The sequence below is a fragment of the Phycicoccus sp. DTK01 genome (assembly GCF_017312765.1).
GTDB classification, from domain to species: domain Bacteria; phylum Actinomycetota; class Actinomycetes; order Actinomycetales; family Dermatophilaceae; genus Phycicoccus; species Phycicoccus jejuensis.
Genome location: NZ_BOPU01000009.1, coordinates 58,116 through 73,859 on the forward strand (window position 1 = coordinate 58,116; position 15,744 = coordinate 73,859).

General features: G+C 72.8%; 16 protein-coding genes. 5 read left to right on the forward strand and 11 right to left on the reverse strand.

The window, feature by feature from the left end; translation table 11 throughout:
* Nucleotides 1-78: 78 nt before the first annotated feature.
* From J3473_RS19680 to J3473_RS16335, 4 genes are all read right to left on the reverse strand, one after another.
* A complete protein-coding gene (locus tag J3473_RS19680; RefSeq protein WP_207024955.1) occupies nt 79-1,230 on the reverse strand; it encodes a resuscitation-promoting factor in 1,152 nt (383 codons plus the stop codon).
* Between the two features lie 306 nt (nt 1,231-1,536).
* Nucleotides 1,537-2,391: a TatD family hydrolase gene (locus J3473_RS16325; protein WP_207024956.1), complete on the reverse strand. Its 855-nt coding sequence runs from the start codon at nt 2,389-2,391 to the stop codon at nt 1,537-1,539.
* Nucleotides 2,392-2,397: 6 nt separating this feature from the next.
* Entirely contained in the window at nt 2,398-4,197 is a 1,800-nt protein-coding gene (gene metG / locus J3473_RS16330) for a methionine--tRNA ligase (protein WP_207024957.1), read from the reverse strand.
* A 64-nt stretch (nt 4,198-4,261) separates the two neighbouring features.
* On the reverse strand, nt 4,262-5,053 hold the full coding sequence (locus tag J3473_RS16335) for a GNAT family N-acetyltransferase (protein ID WP_207024958.1): 792 nt from the start codon (nt 5,051-5,053) through the stop codon (nt 4,262-4,264).
* A gap of 262 nt (nt 5,054-5,315) precedes the next feature.
* On the opposite strand from J3473_RS16335, the gene J3473_RS16340 reads away from it, so the two are divergent.
* Both J3473_RS16340 and J3473_RS16345 read left to right on the forward strand, forming a co-directional pair.
* Nucleotides 5,316-6,485, forward strand: coding sequence for an RtcB family protein (locus tag J3473_RS16340; protein WP_207024959.1), 1,170 nt, complete (start codon nt 5,316-5,318; stop codon nt 6,483-6,485).
* Between the two features lie 207 nt (nt 6,486-6,692).
* Nucleotides 6,693-7,295 carry a DUF4126 domain-containing protein gene (locus J3473_RS16345; RefSeq protein ID WP_207024960.1) on the forward strand — a complete coding sequence of 201 codons (603 nt, stop codon included), beginning with the start codon at nt 6,693-6,695 and terminating at the stop codon, nt 7,293-7,295.
* 7 nt (nt 7,296-7,302) lie between these two features.
* Here the strand turns inward: J3473_RS16345 and J3473_RS16350 are convergent, their stop codons facing one another.
* Complete coding sequence (locus tag J3473_RS16350; protein WP_207024961.1) at nt 7,303-7,716, reverse strand: hypothetical protein; 414 nt, start codon at nt 7,714-7,716, stop codon at nt 7,303-7,305.
* An 86-nt stretch (nt 7,717-7,802) separates the two neighbouring features.
* Here J3473_RS16350 and J3473_RS16355 point away from each other — a divergent pair, with 86 nt between their 5' ends.
* On the forward strand, nt 7,803-8,582 hold the full coding sequence (locus J3473_RS16355) for a helix-turn-helix domain-containing protein (RefSeq protein ID WP_207024962.1): 780 nt from the start codon (nt 7,803-7,805) through the stop codon (nt 8,580-8,582).
* A gap of 51 nt (nt 8,583-8,633) precedes the next feature.
* Here J3473_RS16355 and J3473_RS16360 read toward each other — a convergent pair whose 3' ends face one another.
* Both J3473_RS16360 and J3473_RS16365 read right to left on the reverse strand, forming a co-directional pair.
* Nucleotides 8,634-9,383, reverse strand: a complete 750-nt coding sequence (locus tag J3473_RS16360; RefSeq protein ID WP_207024963.1) for a hypothetical protein — start codon at nt 9,381-9,383, stop codon at nt 8,634-8,636.
* Between the two features lie 38 nt (nt 9,384-9,421).
* Complete coding sequence (locus J3473_RS16365) at nt 9,422-10,033, reverse strand: TetR/AcrR family transcriptional regulator (protein WP_207024964.1); 612 nt, start codon at nt 10,031-10,033, stop codon at nt 9,422-9,424.
* Between the two features lie 115 nt (nt 10,034-10,148).
* Between J3473_RS16365 and J3473_RS16370 the strand changes: the two genes are divergently transcribed.
* The gene (locus J3473_RS16370; RefSeq protein WP_030528930.1) at nt 10,149-10,334 is read left to right on the forward strand and encodes a hypothetical protein; all 186 of its coding nucleotides are present in this window, start codon (nt 10,149-10,151) and stop codon (nt 10,332-10,334) included.
* A gap of 24 nt (nt 10,335-10,358) precedes the next feature.
* On the opposite strand, the gene J3473_RS16375 is transcribed toward J3473_RS16370, so the two are convergent.
* A complete protein-coding gene (locus tag J3473_RS16375) occupies nt 10,359-11,123 on the reverse strand; it encodes a hypothetical protein (protein WP_207024965.1) in 765 nt (254 codons plus the stop codon).
* Between the two features lie 201 nt (nt 11,124-11,324).
* Here J3473_RS16375 and J3473_RS16380 point away from each other — a divergent pair, with 201 nt between their 5' ends.
* Nucleotides 11,325-12,071 (forward strand): CPBP family intramembrane glutamic endopeptidase, encoded by a 747-nt coding sequence (locus tag J3473_RS16380; RefSeq protein WP_207024966.1) that lies wholly within the window; start codon nt 11,325-11,327, stop codon nt 12,069-12,071.
* A 75-nt stretch (nt 12,072-12,146) separates the two neighbouring features.
* On the opposite strand, the gene J3473_RS16385 is transcribed toward J3473_RS16380, so the two are convergent.
* From J3473_RS16385 to J3473_RS16395, 3 genes are read right to left on the reverse strand one after another with little or no spacing between them, the layout of a single operon-like run.
* On the reverse strand, nt 12,147-12,884 hold the full coding sequence (locus J3473_RS16385) for a succinate dehydrogenase/fumarate reductase iron-sulfur subunit (protein WP_030528932.1): 738 nt from the start codon (nt 12,882-12,884) through the stop codon (nt 12,147-12,149).
* A 58-nt stretch (nt 12,885-12,942) separates the two neighbouring features.
* Entirely contained in the window at nt 12,943-14,943 is a 2,001-nt protein-coding gene (locus J3473_RS16390) for a fumarate reductase/succinate dehydrogenase flavoprotein subunit (protein WP_207024967.1), read from the reverse strand.
* Nucleotides 14,944-14,954: 11 nt separating this feature from the next.
* A complete protein-coding gene (locus J3473_RS16395) occupies nt 14,955-15,662 on the reverse strand; it encodes a succinate dehydrogenase cytochrome b subunit (protein ID WP_030528934.1) in 708 nt (235 codons plus the stop codon).
* Nucleotides 15,663-15,744 lie beyond the last annotated feature (82 nt).

A 15,744-nucleotide genomic window follows, 5' to 3' on the forward strand; every position in this document is an offset into this window, starting at 1 on the left:
ACGCGCGAGGACCCCGGGTCGCTCGACCCGGGGTCCTCGGACGGTCCGCGGCGCCGGCGGGGGCGCCACGGTGCGGTGTCAGGCCGCGTGCGCGCAGCCCCAGGGCGAGAGCCCGGCCTTGGCGTAGTAGCGGTTGGCGACCGTGATCTGCTCGGCGCGGCTCGCGAGGTCGGCGCGCGGGGCGAAGTCGTCGCCGCCGTAGGCCAGCCACGACGCGGTGGCGAACTGCAGGCCGCCGTAGTAGCCGTTGCCGGTGTTGATCGACCAGTTGCCGCTGGACTCGCACTGGGCGATGCGGTCCCACATCGCCGCGTTGGCGAGGTTGATCCCGGCGCCCGAGGTGTTGCCGGCGCTGCGCGGGGCGGACGAGGAGGACGACGACGACGAGGAGACGGCGGCCTTCTTCGTGCCGACCTTGACGACGGCGGCGACGGGCTTCTTGGTGACGACGGTCTTGACGACCTTCGTCCCGCTCAGCTTGCCGTTGACGTAGCGCAGCTCGCGGGTGACCTTCTTCGAGCCGGCCTTGCCGGCGGTGACGGTCTTCGTCGTGCCCGCGGCCATCGAGGAGTCGTTCGTCCGGGTGGTCTTGAAGGAGACGGACTCGGTCTTGGTCTGCGTCTTCGTCTCGATGCGCGTGAGGGTGATGGTCATCCCGTCGCGGACGGCGGTGGTGACCCCCGGGTCGACGGTGTCGTCGGCGTCGTGCTCGATGCCGAGCTGGCCGAAGACCGCGGCGACCTGCGGGGCTGTCGTCGTCACGGTGCGGCGCTTGCCGCCGTCGAGGATGGTCACGTCCTTCGGCGTCGTCACCGCCAGGGCGAGGCCCTCGCGACCGAGGGTCTGCGAGCGGGACGCGGTGAGGACCGCGCCGTCGGCGCGCACCCCGACGTCGCGCAACGCGGCGTCGACGGTCGTGGCCGTCGTCCAGTACTCGCGGCGTTGGCCGTCGACGGTCACGACGAGCTTGCGCCCGTAGCGGACCGAGATGTGGTCGCCGTCGGAGATGGCGGCGTCGAGCGACGGCACGACGACGTCGTGCTCACCGACCGAGATGTCGCTCTTCTCGAGGGCGTCGCGGACGGTGCCGCCGAACACGTGGACCGACCGGGGGGACCCGTCGACGGTCAGCGCGACCGCCTTGTCGAGGTGGGCGACCCCGACCGAGCCTGCGGCGACGGCGAGGGCGGCCACGCCCTGGGCGGCATGGCGGATCGTGCGAGAGAGCAAGAGGACTCCAGGGTTGAACGTCCCGGGCACCGGCGCCGGACGTCGACCCGATCGGGCCCCGACCGGTGGGGTCGGGTGTGCCGTCCCGGGCCCCGGCGGCACTGCCGGATCCTGGCCTGACACACGACGTCCGGGGCGTTCCGACCCCGGCCATCTGTCTCCACCGTGACGGACGCCCCACGGACAGGTCAAGTTTCGGTAACGGGGGGCTCTCAGGAAGACCCGTTCGGGGGACCCGGATCCGTCACACCAGTCACACGAGCCACATCCACCACTGTGGGATGTGTCACTCGCGGTCGTACGCCGTCACCAGGGGCCGTAGAGCCGCTCGGCGTTCTCCGACAGCGCCTCGCAGAGCGTCGGCATGGCCACCCCGAGCACCGAGGCCATGACCCGCACGGTGAGCGGCACGAGCATCGGGCTGTTGCTCGCCCCGCGCCAGGGGTGCGGTGTCAGGTACGGCGCGTCGGTCTCGACGAGGAGCAGCTCGAGCGGGGTGACGGCGAGCGCGTCGCGCAGCTCCTTGGCGCTCTTGAACGTCACGGTGCCGCTGAAGGAGAGGTGGTAGCCCCGGCTCACGCAGTCGCGGGCGGTCTCGACGCCGCCCGAGAAGCAGTGCATGACCGTGCGGTCGGGGGCGCCGGCGTCGGCGAGGACGCGGAGCACGTCGTCGTGGGCGTCCCGGTCGTGGATCTGGAGGGCCAGCCCGGTGCGCTTGGCGATCTCGACGTGCGCGCGGAACGACTCCTCCTGCACCGCGTGCCCGTCGGGGCCGGTGCGGTAGAAGTCCAGGCCGGTCTCGCCGACGACCCGCACCCGGGGCCGGCCGGCCAGCTCCTCGACACGCGCGAGCTGCGCGTCGAGCTCACCGCGCGCCGCGAGCCCGGGGACCTCGTTGGGGTGCAGCGCCACGCCGGCGAGCACGGACGGGTGCGCCTCGGCCGCCGCGACCGCGAACTCGTTGCCGGTCGGGTCGCAGCCCACCTGGACGACCCGGTCGACGCCGACGCGCGCCGCGGCCCGCAGGACCGGCCCCAGGTCGTCGACCCCGACCGTCTCGCCCTCCCGGCTGATGTCGAGATGGGTGTGGTTGTCCACCACCGGGATCGGCAGCGGGTCCGGCGCCTCGGGCTCGCCCCGACGGCTCGGCTGCGACGTCATCCGGGCTCAGCCGCCGGCGCGGGAGAGCTCGTCGTCGACGACGGACTCGTCGAGCTTCGTGAACACCGGGGCCGGCTTGCTGATGGGGGTGCCGACGACGACCCGGCGCGACTCCCAGCGGGGGAAGCCCGAGTAGTCGCCGGTGATGACCGGCCACGAGCGGCCCTCGTCCTCGGGGTCGAGGCCGGTGACCGTCTCGAGCCGGGGCATCGGGACGAGCTCGCCCTCGCCGCCGAGGACCCCGTGGACACGGTTGGCCGCGTGCGGGAGGAACGGCGCGAGGATCGTGTTGAGGTCGCTGACGCACTGGACGAGCGTGTGCAGCACCGTGGCCAGTCGCTCGCGCTGGTCCTCGCCCTTGAGCTTGAAGGGCTCGGTGCGCGACACGTAGGCGTTGACCTCGCCGACGACCCGCATGGCCTCGGCGATGGCCGCCTTCTGCCGGTGCCGCTCGAGGAGCCCTCCGACGGAGTCGAACCCGGCGAGAACCGTTGCTCGGACCTCCTCGTCGACGGGCTCGAGGGTGCCGGGCTGCGGTACCTCGCCGAAGTTCTTCGCGACCATCGCCGCGGTGCGCGAGACGAGGTTGCCCCATCCGGCGACGAGCTCGGAGTTGTTGCGCTGGACGAAGTCGCGCCAGGTGAAGTTGGAGTCCTGGCTCTCCGGGCCGGCCGCGCAGATGAAGTAGCGGATGCCGTCGGGCCCGTAGCGGTCGAGGACGTCGCGCACGAGGACCGTGTAGCCGCGCGAGGTGGAGAACTGCTTGCCCTCCATCGTCAGGTACTCGCTGGAGACGACCTCGGTCGGCAGGTTGAGCTCGCCGAACGTCCCGGGCTCGCCTCCACGAGAACCCTTCCCGGCGTAGCCGAGGAGCTCGGCCGGCCAGATCTGGCTGTGGAAGGTGATGTTGTCCTTGCCCATGAAGTAGTAGGTCAGGGCCTCGGGGTCGTTCCACCACTCGCGCCAGCGCTCGGGCTCACCGAGCCGGCGCGCCCACTCGATCGAGGCCGACAGGTACCCGATGACGGCGTCGAACCAGACGTAGAGGCGCTTGGCGGGGTTGTCGACCCAGCCGTCGAGCGGCACCGGGATGCCCCAGTCGATGTCGCGGGTCATCGCGCGCGGCTTGATGTCGTCGAGGATGTTGAGGCTGAACTTGATGACGTTCGGCCGCCACGTGCCCGACGCGTCTCGCCCCTCGAGCCACTCGCGCAGCGCGTCCGCGAGCGCGGGCAGGTCGAGGAAGAAGTGCTGCGTCTCGACGAACTCCGGCGTCTCGCCGTTGATCTTGCTGCGCGGGTTGATCAGGTCCTCGGGCTCGAGCTGGTTGCCGCAGTTGTCGCACTGGTCCCCGCGCGCGTCGGGGTAGTGGCAGATGGGGCACTCGCCCTCGATGAAGCGGTCGGGCAGGGTCCGGCCGGTCGACGGCGAGATCGCGCCCTGCTGGGTGCGCTCGACCATGTACCCGTTGAGCCAGTTCTGCCGGAACAGCTCCTGCGCGACGGCGTAGTGGTTCGCGGTCGTCGTGCGCGTGTAGAGGTCGTAGGTGCAGCCGAGGTCGGCGAGCTCGCCGGCGATGACCGCGTGGTTGCGGTCGACGAACTCCCGCGGCGTGACGCCGGCCTGGTCGGCGAGGACGAGGATCGGCGTCCCGTGCTCGTCGGAGCCGCTGACCATGAGCACGTCGTGCCCGGCCATCCGCATGTACCGGCTGAACACGTCGGAGGGCACGCCGAACCCGGCGACGTGGCCGAGGTGACGGGGCCCGTTGGCGTACGGCCAGGCGACGGCGGAGAGGACCTTCATGCCCCGAATCCTAGGCGTCGGCGCCCCGGCGTCCGCGCCGACCACCGTGCGGGCGGGGCCGGTGTCACCGCGTCCACTCGTAGGGCGTCGTCGTCGTGACCCGCACGAGCCCGGACCGCTCGAGGATCGGCCGCGAGTACTCGGTCGAGTCGCTGTGCAGCACCGTCTTCCCCAGGCGCAGGGCCGAGCGGGCGCGGACGGCGGTCAGCGCCCGGTAGATGCCACGGCCCCGGTACGCGGGGAGCGTGGCGCCGCCCCAGACCCCGGCGACCTCGGTCCCCGGCACGGGCTCGAGCCGACCGGAGCTGACGACCAGCCCGTCGGCCTCGGCCACCCACAGCTCCATGTCGGGGTCGCGTGCGAGCCGGAAGAGCAGGTCGTCGGCCCGCCGTGTCGAGACGGGGTCGCCGAAGGCCTCGTCGGCGGCGGCGCTCATCCGGCGCACCTCGGCCTCGCCGGTCACCCGGCGCAGCGTCACTCCGTCGGGCAGGGGGACCTCGACGGCGAGGCCGGCGGCGGGGCCCATCATCACCGACTCGACCTCGCCCGGCACGAAGCCGTGCGCGAGCAGCGCCTCGTGCAGCCCGGGCGCGACGTCGTGGCCGCGGGTCTTCCACTCGACGTCGACGACGGCGGGGTCGGCGCGGAAGTGCTCGAGCGCCTCGCCGACCCAGGCACGCACGGTCGCCGCGTCGGCGCCCCCGAGGTCGCGGTAGCTGACGAACCCGCGACCCCCCGGGAACGTCGCGAGGCGCAGCGGGCCGCGCCGCTCCACCGAGACCGCGCCGGGGGTCTCGGCGTCGGTGCGCAGCTGGTCGTCGTAGACGCGCAGCAGCGCGGCCGGGTCGGTGTCCATGCCGCGATCCTCCCGCGCGGCCGCCGAGCAGGCCACCGAGTTCATGGCCGGCTACACCGCAGTAAGGGTCGCCACAGCGACGCCTACTGCGGTGTACCCCGCGACGGGGAGGGTCCGGCGGGTCCGGGCCACCGGGTTTCTGCCGCTCGGGGCTCGACGGAAATCGTTGGCGCGCTGTGGCATCGGCCTGCCACGCTCCTCCACGGCCCGGACGGTCCGGGCCGCCATGACGCACACGACAGGACAAGGAGGTGCGTCACCGATGGAGAAGATCACCCCACGGCTCGTCAGCTGGGCCTCGCTGCTCGAGCCCTCGACCCTCGAGCAGGCCGAGCGCACCTCGCGCCTGCCCTTCGTCTTCCCGCACCTCGCGCTCATGCCGGACGCCCACCTGGGCCTCGGCGCGACGGTGGGCTCGGTCATCCCGACCGAGCGGGCCGTCGTGCCGGCCGCGGTCGGCGTCGACATCGGCTGCGGGATGATCGCCGTCCGCACCCAGCTGACGCGCGTGGACCTCGTGGGCCGCGACCTCGCGCCGCTGCGGCGGAGCATCGAGCGGGCCGTCCCACTGTCGGCCGGCGCCGCGAACCGCACGGTCGTCGCGACCGCGCAGCCGCGGGTCGCCGAGCTCGAGGCGCTCGCCGCCGAGGCCGGGTTCGACCCGGACGCGCGCGCCGGCCGCTGGCGGCTGCAGCTGGGCTCCCTCGGCTCCGGCAACCACTTCATCGAGGTCAGCCTCGACGAGCAGGACCGGGTCTGGGCCTTCCTGCACTCCGGGTCGCGGGGCGTCGGCAACAAGATCGCGCAGCACCACATCGCGGTCGCCCGGCGCCTCATGGAGAAGTTCTGGATCGAGCTGCCCGACCGGGACCTCGCGTACCTCGTCGAGGACACCCCGGAGTTCTGGTCCTACCTTCGGGAGCTGCGGTGGGCGCAGCACTACGCGCTGCTCAACCGCGAGGAGATGATGGACCGGGTCCTGCGCCAGGTGGCGGAGTTCACGGGCACCGACCTCGTCGAGCACGAGCGGGTCAACTGCCACCACAACTTCACCCAGCAGGAGGAGCACTGGGGCCGGACGCTCTGGGTCACCCGCAAGGGCGCCATCGAGGCCCGGGAGGGCCAGCCCGGCCTGGTCCCGGGGTCGATGGGGACCCGGTCGTACGTCGTCGAGGGGCTCGGTGACCGGATGTCGCTCTGCTCCGCGCCGCACGGCGCGGGACGGGCGTACTCGCGGTCGGCGGCCCGGCGTCGGTTCACGCCGGAGGAGCTGCGGGCCGCGATGGCCGGCATCGAGTACCGCGACACCGACGCGTTCCTCGACGAGATCCCCGCGGCGTACAAGGACATCGACGCGGTGATGGCGGACGCCGCCGACCTGGTCCGGGTCCGGCACACGCTGCGGCAGCTCGTCAACGTCAAGGGCGACTGACGCGGGTCCCGGCCTCCCCGGCCCCGAGCCCGCACCCGGCTACACCGCAGGACGTGTCGTCACAGCGACACGTACTGCGGTGTAGCGCGCGACGGGGAGGGCCCGGTGGGTCCGGGGACGCCGGAACCGCCGGGGCTACCCTGACGTCGGAGCAGCGCTGTTCCCACCCGGGTGGCCCCGGTCGCCCCCACGCCGAAGGAGGACGCCGTGCTGGCTGCCCTCACCGGGACGGGCCTGTCGGCCGCCGCCGGCCTCAATGCCTACATCCCCTTCCTGGTCGTCGCCCTCGTCGCGCGCTTCACCGACCTGATCGTCCTGCCCGCGGGCTACGAGTGGATGACGAGCGGCTGGGCCATCGGCGTCGGCTCGCTGCTGCTCCTCGCCGAGGTCGTCCTCGACAAGATCCCGGCCGTCGACACCGTCAACGACGCGATCCAGACCTTCATCCGCCCGAGCGTGGGCGGGCTGATCTTCTCGGCGACGAGCGCGGCGTCCGAGATCGACCGGTCGACGTGGATGGCCGACCACCCGTGGGTGGGCGTCGTGCTCGGCGTCGTCGTCGCCGGGCTGGTCCACACCGGGAAGATGGCCGCCCGCCCGGTGGTCAACGGCGCCACCGTCGGGCTCGGCGCCCCGGTCGTCTCGACCGTCGAGGACGGCGCGTCGATCGGCCTGTCGGTCGTCGCGATCCTCGCGCCGGTCTTCGTCGTCGTCGCCCTCGGCCTGCTCGCCTGGCTGCTCGTGTGGATGTGGCTGCGGGTCCGCGAGTGGCGACGGTCCCGGCGCCCTGCGACCTACGCCGGTCCCTGAGCCGGGTTCAGCCGCGGCCGGCGAGGACGGCCGGCTCCGGGGTCCGCGCCTCGGAGCGCCGGACCCAGAGCAGCAGGCACAGGATCCCGATCGAGCCGGTCGCGAGCACGAGCACCAGCCAGGGCCACGGGGAGGAGCCGGTCTCCCGCAGGCGCGGCTGCGCCAGCCACCAGGCGGCGCTCGCCATGAGCAGCAGGTCCATCCAGATCTGCACCTCCCAGGCGGTGCCGACGTGCTCGGGCCAGAAGCCACCGGGGCCCTCCGCGATCACCGCGTACACCGACCACGCGGTGAAGAGCACGAGGGGGAGCGCCGGCAGCCACCAGCGGGTGGGCGGCGCCCCCGCGGTGCGCACGATGACGACGAAGGTCGCGACGGCGACGAACGCTGCGGCGACGGGGAGGGTCTGCGTGAGGTCCATGGCCGCAGCCTGACCGGCGACGGGTCGTCCCCACAACGACGTGCGAGGTCGTTGCCCCGACGACCTCCACGGGCTTCGATGGTCCCGTGACCGACGGCGCGCAGACCCTCCCCCAGCTGCTCAAGCAGGCGCGCGCCCGGCGGCGGATCAGCCAGCTCGACCTCGCGATCGAGCTCGGTGTCAGCCAACGACACCTCTCCTTCGTCGAGGTCGGTCGCTCCCGCCCCGGGCGCGAGCTGCTGCTGCGCTGGCTGCGTGCGCTGGACGCGCCCCTGCTCGTGCGCAACCAGGCCCTGCACGCCGCGGGGTACGCCCCCGCCTACGACGAGGGTGCGTGGGACGGCGCCGGCCTCGCCGACGCGCGGCGCGCGGTGGCGCGGCTGCTGCGCAGCCACGAGCCGTGGCCGGCGCTCCTGCTCGGGCCGGCGTGGGACGTCCTGGCCGCGAACGCCGGCGTCGCGTGGCTGTTCGACGCCGTCGACGTCCCCGTCGACCTCCCCGGCCCCGACGGCGCCGGCGACGGACCGGTCGTCAACCTCCTCGACCTCGCCCTCGGGCCGCTCGGGGCGGCGGTGACGAACCTCCCCGAGACCGCCGCGGCCCTGCTCGGGCAGCTGAGCCACGAGGCCGTCGCGCACCCCGCGCTGCGCGAGCGCGTCGAGCGGGTGGCCGAGGTCGCGGCGCAGCACGACACGCGGACGACCTTCCCTCCGGTGCTCGTCAGCCGCTACGCGAGCCGGTACGGCGAGATCGCCCTGCTCAGCATGTTCACGACGTTCGGGACCCCGCACAGCGTGACGCTCGAGTCGCTGCGCGTGGAGCTGATGTTCCCCGCCGACGAGGCGACCCGGGCGCTGCTGGAGTGACGCACGACGTGGTCGGCCAAGACGCGGCCGACCGCGGGAGGCCCGTCGCGCTCATGCCGGCGGGCGGGACGGGACCTCGGGGGTCGGCAGGTCGGGGCGCTCCCCCGCGGCCGGCGGGGCCCACGTGCTGGCGGAGCCCCACGCCCCGAAGGCCAGGTCGACGGCCCCGGTGCCGGTGACGACGGCGCGCACCAGCTCGGCGCTGCCGTCGGCCGCCACGTAGAGCCGGGCCCCGGTGCGCGCCTCCCCGAGCCGCCACACCGCTCGCCCGTCGAGGTCGAGCGGCACGACGGTGCGGGTGCTGGCGCCGAGGCGGGCCACCGCCGGCGCGTCGAGCAGCCCGGTGAGGAGGGCGCGCAGCGTCTCGCCGCCCGCGCTCGCGGCGAGCGCGCCGTCGACCGGCACCCAGCGCCCGACGCGGGACGCTGCCGCGGAGCGCGGGACCAGGGTGCGCCACCACTCCTCGTCACCGGCCAGCCAGTGCGCCCCGTCGACGGTGAGGACGGCCCCGACGCCCCGCCCGCGGGCGGCCCGGACGAGCCGCTGGTCGGTGCCGTCGGCCGCGCCCTCGAGCGCGACGCGCACGATCGCCGTCCCGGCCCCGAGAGAGCCGACGACCCGGGCGGAGTCGGCCGACAGCGCGGAGGTGCGCACGTCGGCGAGCACCTTCGACTCGGTGGGCGGGGGCGCCTGCGGCGTCGGGGTCGGGGCCGCGGACGTGGGCTGCTCCAGCCGCAGCCCCGCGCACCCGCCGAGCACGCCCGTCCCGGCGAGCGCGAGCGCCGAGCGCCGCGTCACCACCGACCACTCCCCTCGTGTCACCGCTCCCCCCGCTCCGCTCACCGGTCGTGCAGCGCCCGCACGAGGAGGGGGACGGCCGAGCGCAGGAACGGCTCGCGCTCCGCGGCGGGCATCCGCACCGCCGTGACGAGCAGGCCCTCGACCGCCGCGACGACGACGACCGCGTCCTCGGCGGGGGACGCCTTGCCGGCGAGGACCCCCATCCGCTCGACCGTGCCGAGGAGGCCGCGGCGCCAGCGCCCGAAGACCTCGACGAGGTCGGGTTGACGCGCGGCCTCGAGGGAGAGCTCGGCCTGCGCCCGGACGAGCGCCGGCTCCCGGACCCAGCCCACGGTGAGGTCGGTCACCGCGGCGGAGACGGCGTCGGCGTCCCCCGCGCAGTCGGCGAGCTCCTCCCCCAGCTCCTCGACGCGGCGCTCCAGCGTGCCGCCGACGTGCTCGGCGAGGGCGACGAGGAGGGCCACCCGGGTGCGCAGGTAGGCCGAGCAGGTGCCCTCCGGCAGACCCGCCCGGCGGTCGACGGCCCGGTGGGTGAGACCGCGCAGACCGCTCTCGGAGACGACGTCGACGGCGGCGGCGAGCAGTTCGGCGCGGCGGCCGGTCGGCACGGCGGGGCGACCGGGCGGGGACGTCGCGGCGGTGGGGGTCATCGGCGTCATTGTGCCTCCCGCCACCCGGTCGCCGAGGACCCGGGAACAACGGCTTGCCCCCGCACCTTCTACATCAGTAGAATCGTCTACAGACGTAGAAGGAAAGGACACCACCATGGGAACCCTCACCGGCCTCTCGGTCATCGCCACCACGCTCCTCTGGACGAGCCTCGTGCTCGGGGTCGTCGTCGTCGGGCTCACCCTCGCCGTCGTCCTGCCCGCCCTCGGCCGCACCCGTGAGGACCGCCGGCGGCGCCACCTGGGCATCCCGGCCTACTACGGCCTGGCCGCGGCCCACTGACCCACCCCGACGCGGAGGGCCAGGTCAGGGCGTGACGACCTTGGAGGCCGGCGGCGCGGAGAAGGTGTCGACGTCGTCCCAGCTGTCGAAGGTGAGCTCGCCGGCGTCCTTGCCGCCGACGACGATCTTCACGAGGCGCTCGGTCTTCGGGTCCACCCAGATCTCGCTGCCCGAGCCGTCCGAGGCGACCCAGACCTCCTTGCCGTCCTCGGTGCGCGTCTCGACCTCGCTCGTCAGCTTCTCGAGGGTCGAGAGCTCGCTCTCCTCGAACATCTGGTCCAGCAGCGCGCCCAGCGTGAGGTCGCCGAACTGCTTGGCGTCGGAGCCGGAGATCGCGACGTACTTGCCGACGAGCAGCTTGGCCGCCGAGGCGTCGCCTGTCTGCTCGGTCCAGAAGGCCTTGTCGGCCGACATGTAGTACTTCTTCTTGACGGTGAGGATCTCGGCGGTGCCCTTGCCGATGCCGATGGTCGTCTTCTGGTTCGAGCCGTCGGCCTGCCCCTGGATCTCGAGGGCGACCGTCTCGCCGCCCTGCGTGACCTTGCCGTCGAGGTGCCCGGACTTCGCGGCGAGGGAGGCGGTGCGGACCTTGGTGTAGAGCTCGCCCATCGAGGGCTGCTCCGGCTCGGCGGGCGCCGAGGTCGTGGGGGCCGAGGAGCTCGCGGCGGCGGAGGCCGCCGTCGTCGAGGCGTCGGTGGAGGAGCCGCCGCAGCCCGCGAGGGCGAGCGCGACGACGGAGGCGGTGGCCAGGCCGGCCGCGGCGCGGCGGGCAGGACGGATCCAGGACATGCGAAGAACCTTCGGGGTGCGAGCCGTCGGAGGGGACGGCGGTCGTGGCGGCCCGCCCCACGCGGGCGAGCGGCGTCACTGTATCCGGCACGCGGGTCGGCGCCCGTCACGAACTGCGGGAACTCGCAGGGAGCCGGCCTCCAGCGACCTCCCAGCGACCGTGCAGGCCCGCGCGCGGGGAGGAGACCTACGCTGGCCCGCATGCCGCGCCGCCACCTCACCGAGACCTGGCTGGTGCTCGGTGTCTCCCTCGGGTCCTCCGCGATCTACGCGCTCCTGCGCATCGTCGACCGCCTGACCCGCCCCGAGGCGCTCTCGCAGCAGACCGCCGCGATGAACACCTCGGTCACCCCCGACCGGCCCTGGCTCGACGTCACCTACCAGCTCGTCGGCATCGGCCTCGCGCTCGTCCCGGTGCTGCTGGCCCTCCACCTGCTGCGGCGCGACGACCCCGACGAGCCGCACACGATGGGGTTCGACCTGCGGCGGCCCGCCCAGGACCTGTGGCGCGGGGCGGCGCTCGCGGCCGTCGTCGGCATCCCGGGTCTCGGGCTCTACCTCGTCGCGAAGGCGGTCGGGCTCAACACGACCGTGGCCGCCGCCAACCTCGTCGGGGCCGCGTGGTTCACCGTGCCGCTGCTCGTGCTCGCCGCCGCGCAGAACGCCGTGCTCGAGGAGGCGATCATGGTCGGCTACCTCTTCCGCCGGTGGGGGCAGGCCGGCTGGGGCACCTGGCGGGTCATCGTCACCTCCGCCGTCATCCGCGGCAGCTACCACCTGTACCAGGGCTTCGGCGGTTTCGTCGGCAACGTCGTCATGGGCCTGCTCTTCGGCTGGCTCTACACGCGGACCAAGCGCGTCATGCCGCTCGTCGTCGCGCACACGATCCTCGACGTCGTCGCGTTCGTCGGGTACGCCCTCGTCAAGCCCCACGTCTCCTGGCTCTGACGCGCCGCCCCGCACACGCAGGAGCTCCCGCGGCGCGCACGAGGTCGTGCGTGCCGCGGGAGCTCCCGGGAGACCTCAGCCGCGCAGGGCCGCGCGCAGGTCCTTGTTGAGCGTGGAGATGACGTCCTGCGGGATGCCCTTGGGGCAGGCCTGCGAGCAGGCACCGACGTTGGTGCAGCCGCCGAAGCCCTCCTCGTCGTGCTGGTCGACCATCGAGACGACGCGGGCCATCCGCTCCGGCTGCCCCTGGGGCAGCTCGGAGAGGTGGGTGACCTTGGCGCCCATGAAGAGCATCGCCGAAGCGTTCGGGCAGGCCGCGACACAGGCGCCGCACCCGATGCACTCGGCCGCCATGAACGCGCGGTCGGCCGCCGGCTTCGGGACCGGGGTCGCGTGGGCGTCGGGGGCCGCGCCCGTGTTGACCGAGACGTAGCCGCCGGCCTGGATGATCCGGTCGAACGCGCCGCGGTCGACGACGAGGTCCTTGATGACCGGGAAGGCGTTGGCCCGCCACGGCTCGATCGTGATGACCTCGCCGTCGCGGAAGCTGCGCATGTGCAGCTGGCAGGTCGTCGTCTTCTCGGGGCCGTGCGCCTCGCCGGAGATCATGAGCCCGCACATGCCGCAGATGCCCTCGCGGCAGTCGGAGTCGAACGCGATGGGCTCCTCGCCCTTGGCGTTGAGCTGCTCGTTGAGGACGTCGAGCATCTCGAGGAAGCTCATGTCCGGGCTGATGTCGCTGACCTTGTAGGTCATCAGCTCCCCCGTGTGCCGGGGCCCGGCCTGGCGCCAGATCTTGAGGGTCAGGTTCATGATCGGGGTCCTCGCGAAGTATCGGAGTGAGGGACGAACGTAGAACTTCGTGGGGTGATCACTTGTAGCTCCGCTGCTTGAGTTCGATCGCTTCGTACACGAGGTCCTCCTTGTGCAGGACCGGCTGCTGCATCTCGCCCAGCGCGTCCCCGCCGCCGAACTCCCACGCGGCGACGTAGAGGAACTCGTCGTCGTGGCGCAGGGCCTCGCCGTCCTCGGTCTGGCTCTCCGCACGGAAGTGGCCGCCGCACGACTCGCGCCGGTGCAGGGCGTCGATGCACATGAGCTCGCCGAGCTCGAGGAAGTCGGCGACGCGGCCGGCCTTCTCGAGGCTCTGGTTGAGCGTGTCGCCCGCGCCGAGGACCCGGACGTTGCGCCAGAACTCCTCGCGCAGGCCGCGGATGAGGTCGATGGCCTTGAGCAGGCCCTCCTCGCTCCGCTCCATCCCGCAGTACTCCCACATGATGTTGCCGAGCTCGCGGTGGAAGGAGTCGACGCTGCGCTCGCCGCGGATCTCGAGGAGCCGCTTCGTGCGCTGCTCGACCGAGGTGCGGGCCTCGGCGACCTGCGGGTGCTCCTGCGTCAGCTTGTCGAACGGCCCCTTCGCGAGGTAGTCGCGGATGGTGTTCGGCAGGACGAAGTAGCCGTCCGCCAGCCCCTGCATGAGGGCCGAGGCACCGAGGCGGTTCGCGCCGTGGTCGGAGAAGTTGGCCTCGCCGATGACGAAGAGGCCGGGGATCGTCGACTGGAGGTCGTAGTCGACCCAGAGGCCACCCATGACGTAGTGGACCGCCGGGTAGATGCGCATCGGCGTCTCGTACGGGTTCTCGCCCGTGATCCGGGCGTACATGTCGAAGAGGTTGCCGTACTTCGACTCCACCGCGTCCCGGCCGAGGCGCTTGATCGCGTCGGCGAAGTCGAGGTAGACCCCGCGCCGGAAGTCGCCGACCACCGGGCCGACGCCGCGGCCCTCGTCGCAGACGTTCTTCGCCTGGCGGGAGGCGATGTCGCGCGGGACGAGGTTGCCGAACGAGGGGTAGATCCGCTCCAGGTAGTAGTCGCGGTCCTCCTCGGCGATGTCGCGCGGGTCCTTGTCGCAGTCCTCGCGGTTCTTCGGCACCCAGATGCGGCCGTCGTTGCGCAGGGACTCCGACATGAGGGTCAGCTTCGACTGGTGCTCGCCGGAGACCGGGATGCACGTCGGGTGGATCTGCGTGTAGCAGGGGTTGGCCATGTAGGCGCCCTTGCGGTGCGCGCGCCACGTGGCGGTGACGTTGCTGCCCATCGCGTTCGTCGAGAGGAAGAAGACGTTGCCGTAGCCGCCGGAGCCGAGGACGACCGCGTCGGCGAGGTGGGTCTCGATCTCGCCGGTGACGAGGTCGCGGACGATGATGCCGCGCGCGCGGCCGTCGACGACGACGACCTCGAGCATCTCGTGGCGGGTGAACTGCTCGACGGTGCCGGCGGCGACCTGCCGCTCGAGCGCCTGGTAGGCGCCGATGAGCAGCTGCTGGCCGGTCTGGCCGCGGGCGTAGAACGTGCGGGAGACCTGGACCCCGCCGAAGGAGCGGTTGTCGAGGAGGCCGCCGTACTCGCGGGCGAACGGGACGCCCTGCGCGACGCACTGGTCGATGATGTTCGCGCTCACCTCGGCGAGGCGGTAGACGTTGGTCTCGCGGGAGCGGTAGTCGCCGCCCTTGACCGTGTCGTAGAAGAGGCGGAAGACGGAGTCGCCGTCCTCCTTGTAGTTCTTCGCCGCGTTGATGCCGCCCTGGGCGGCGATCGAGTGCGCCCGGCGCGGGGAGTCCTGGAAGCAGAACACCTTGACGTTGTAGCCGGCCTCGCCGAGGGTCGCGGCGGCCGAGCCGCCCGCGAGCCCGGTGCCGACGATGATGACGTCGAGCTTGCGGCGGTTGGCCGGGTTGACGAGGGAGGCGTCGAACTGACGCTGGCGCCACTTGCCGGCGATGGGGCCGGCGGGGGCCTTGCTGTCGGCGACGGGCTCGCCCTCGCGGTACAGGCCGTGGGCGATGCCGGCGTTGACGGTGGTCTCGGTCATCGGTCAGTGCCTCACTTGATCAGGCCGAAGAGGATGGACAGGGGCGGGATCAGGAACCCGACGACGATCACCGCGGCGACGACGTGGCCGATGGTCTTGGCGCGGCGGTAGGCGTGCGGGGTGGCGGTCCAGCCGAGGGTCTGCTGCGCGCTGAACGTGCCGTGCGAGAGGTGGAAGGCGAGCGCCACCATCGCGAGCACGTAGATGAGCGTGTTCCACGGGACCTGGAAGCTCGCGACGACGAGCTCGTAGGGGTTGTTCTGGATCGAGGCGCCCTGCTTGTCGCCGTTGACCGAGAACTTGAGGATCGTGAACTGCAGCAGGTGCCACACGAGGAAGAGGAGCAGGAAGACCCCGCCCCAGCGCATCCACGCGGTGCGCATCGCGGTCTTGACGGCCGCGTACTTGGTGCGGCGGGCGTTGCCGGCCCGGCTCCACAGCGTGAAGGCCGCGTACGCGTGGCCGACGAGGCTGAGGATCAGCACGACGCGGATGACCCAGAGCAGGCCGGCGTACGGGAGCATCGGCTCGCCGAGGGTGCGCAGGTGCTCGGCGTAGGTGTTGAACGACTCCTCACCGCCGAGCGCCTTGAGGTTGCCGTACATGTGCAGGAGCACGTACCCGATGAACACCAGGCCGGTCCCCGCCATGAGGATCTTCAGGCCGATGGTGGTGCGCCGGGCCGTCGCTGCAGGTCGCGAGGATGTCTTGGTGGCCACGAACGGAAACCCTATCCCCGGCCTCCGACGGGATCGAGCGGTGTCGAGGGTGGGCCGGTGTGAGATGCGCCCGGTTACCCCG

Coding starts and splice junctions, on each gene's coding strand:
- J3473_RS16325 (WP_207024956.1), bottom strand. CDS start 2,391: ATGACGTCGCAGCCGAGCCGTCGGGGCGAGCCCGAGGCGCCGGACCCG.
- metG (WP_207024957.1), bottom strand. CDS start 4,197: ATGAAGGTCCTCTCCGCCGTCGCCTGGCCGTACGCCAACGGGCCCCGT.
- J3473_RS16335 (WP_207024958.1), bottom strand. CDS start 5,053: ATGGACACCGACCCGGCCGCGCTGCTGCGCGTCTACGACGACCAGCTG.
- J3473_RS16340 (WP_207024959.1), top strand. CDS start 5,316: ATGGAGAAGATCACCCCACGGCTCGTCAGCTGGGCCTCGCTGCTCGAG.
- J3473_RS16350 (WP_207024961.1), bottom strand. CDS start 7,716: ATGGACCTCACGCAGACCCTCCCCGTCGCCGCAGCGTTCGTCGCCGTC.
- J3473_RS16365 (WP_207024964.1), bottom strand. CDS start 10,033: ATGACCCCCACCGCCGCGACGTCCCCGCCCGGTCGCCCCGCCGTGCCG.
- J3473_RS16370 (WP_030528930.1), top strand. CDS start 10,149: ATGGGAACCCTCACCGGCCTCTCGGTCATCGCCACCACGCTCCTCTGG.
- J3473_RS16375 (WP_207024965.1), bottom strand. CDS start 11,123: ATGTCCTGGATCCGTCCTGCCCGCCGCGCCGCGGCCGGCCTGGCCACC.
- J3473_RS16380 (WP_207024966.1), top strand. CDS start 11,325: ATGCCGCGCCGCCACCTCACCGAGACCTGGCTGGTGCTCGGTGTCTCC.
- J3473_RS16385 (WP_030528932.1), bottom strand. CDS start 12,884: ATGAACCTGACCCTCAAGATCTGGCGCCAGGCCGGGCCCCGGCACACG.
- J3473_RS16390 (WP_207024967.1), bottom strand. CDS start 14,943: ATGACCGAGACCACCGTCAACGCCGGCATCGCCCACGGCCTGTACCGC.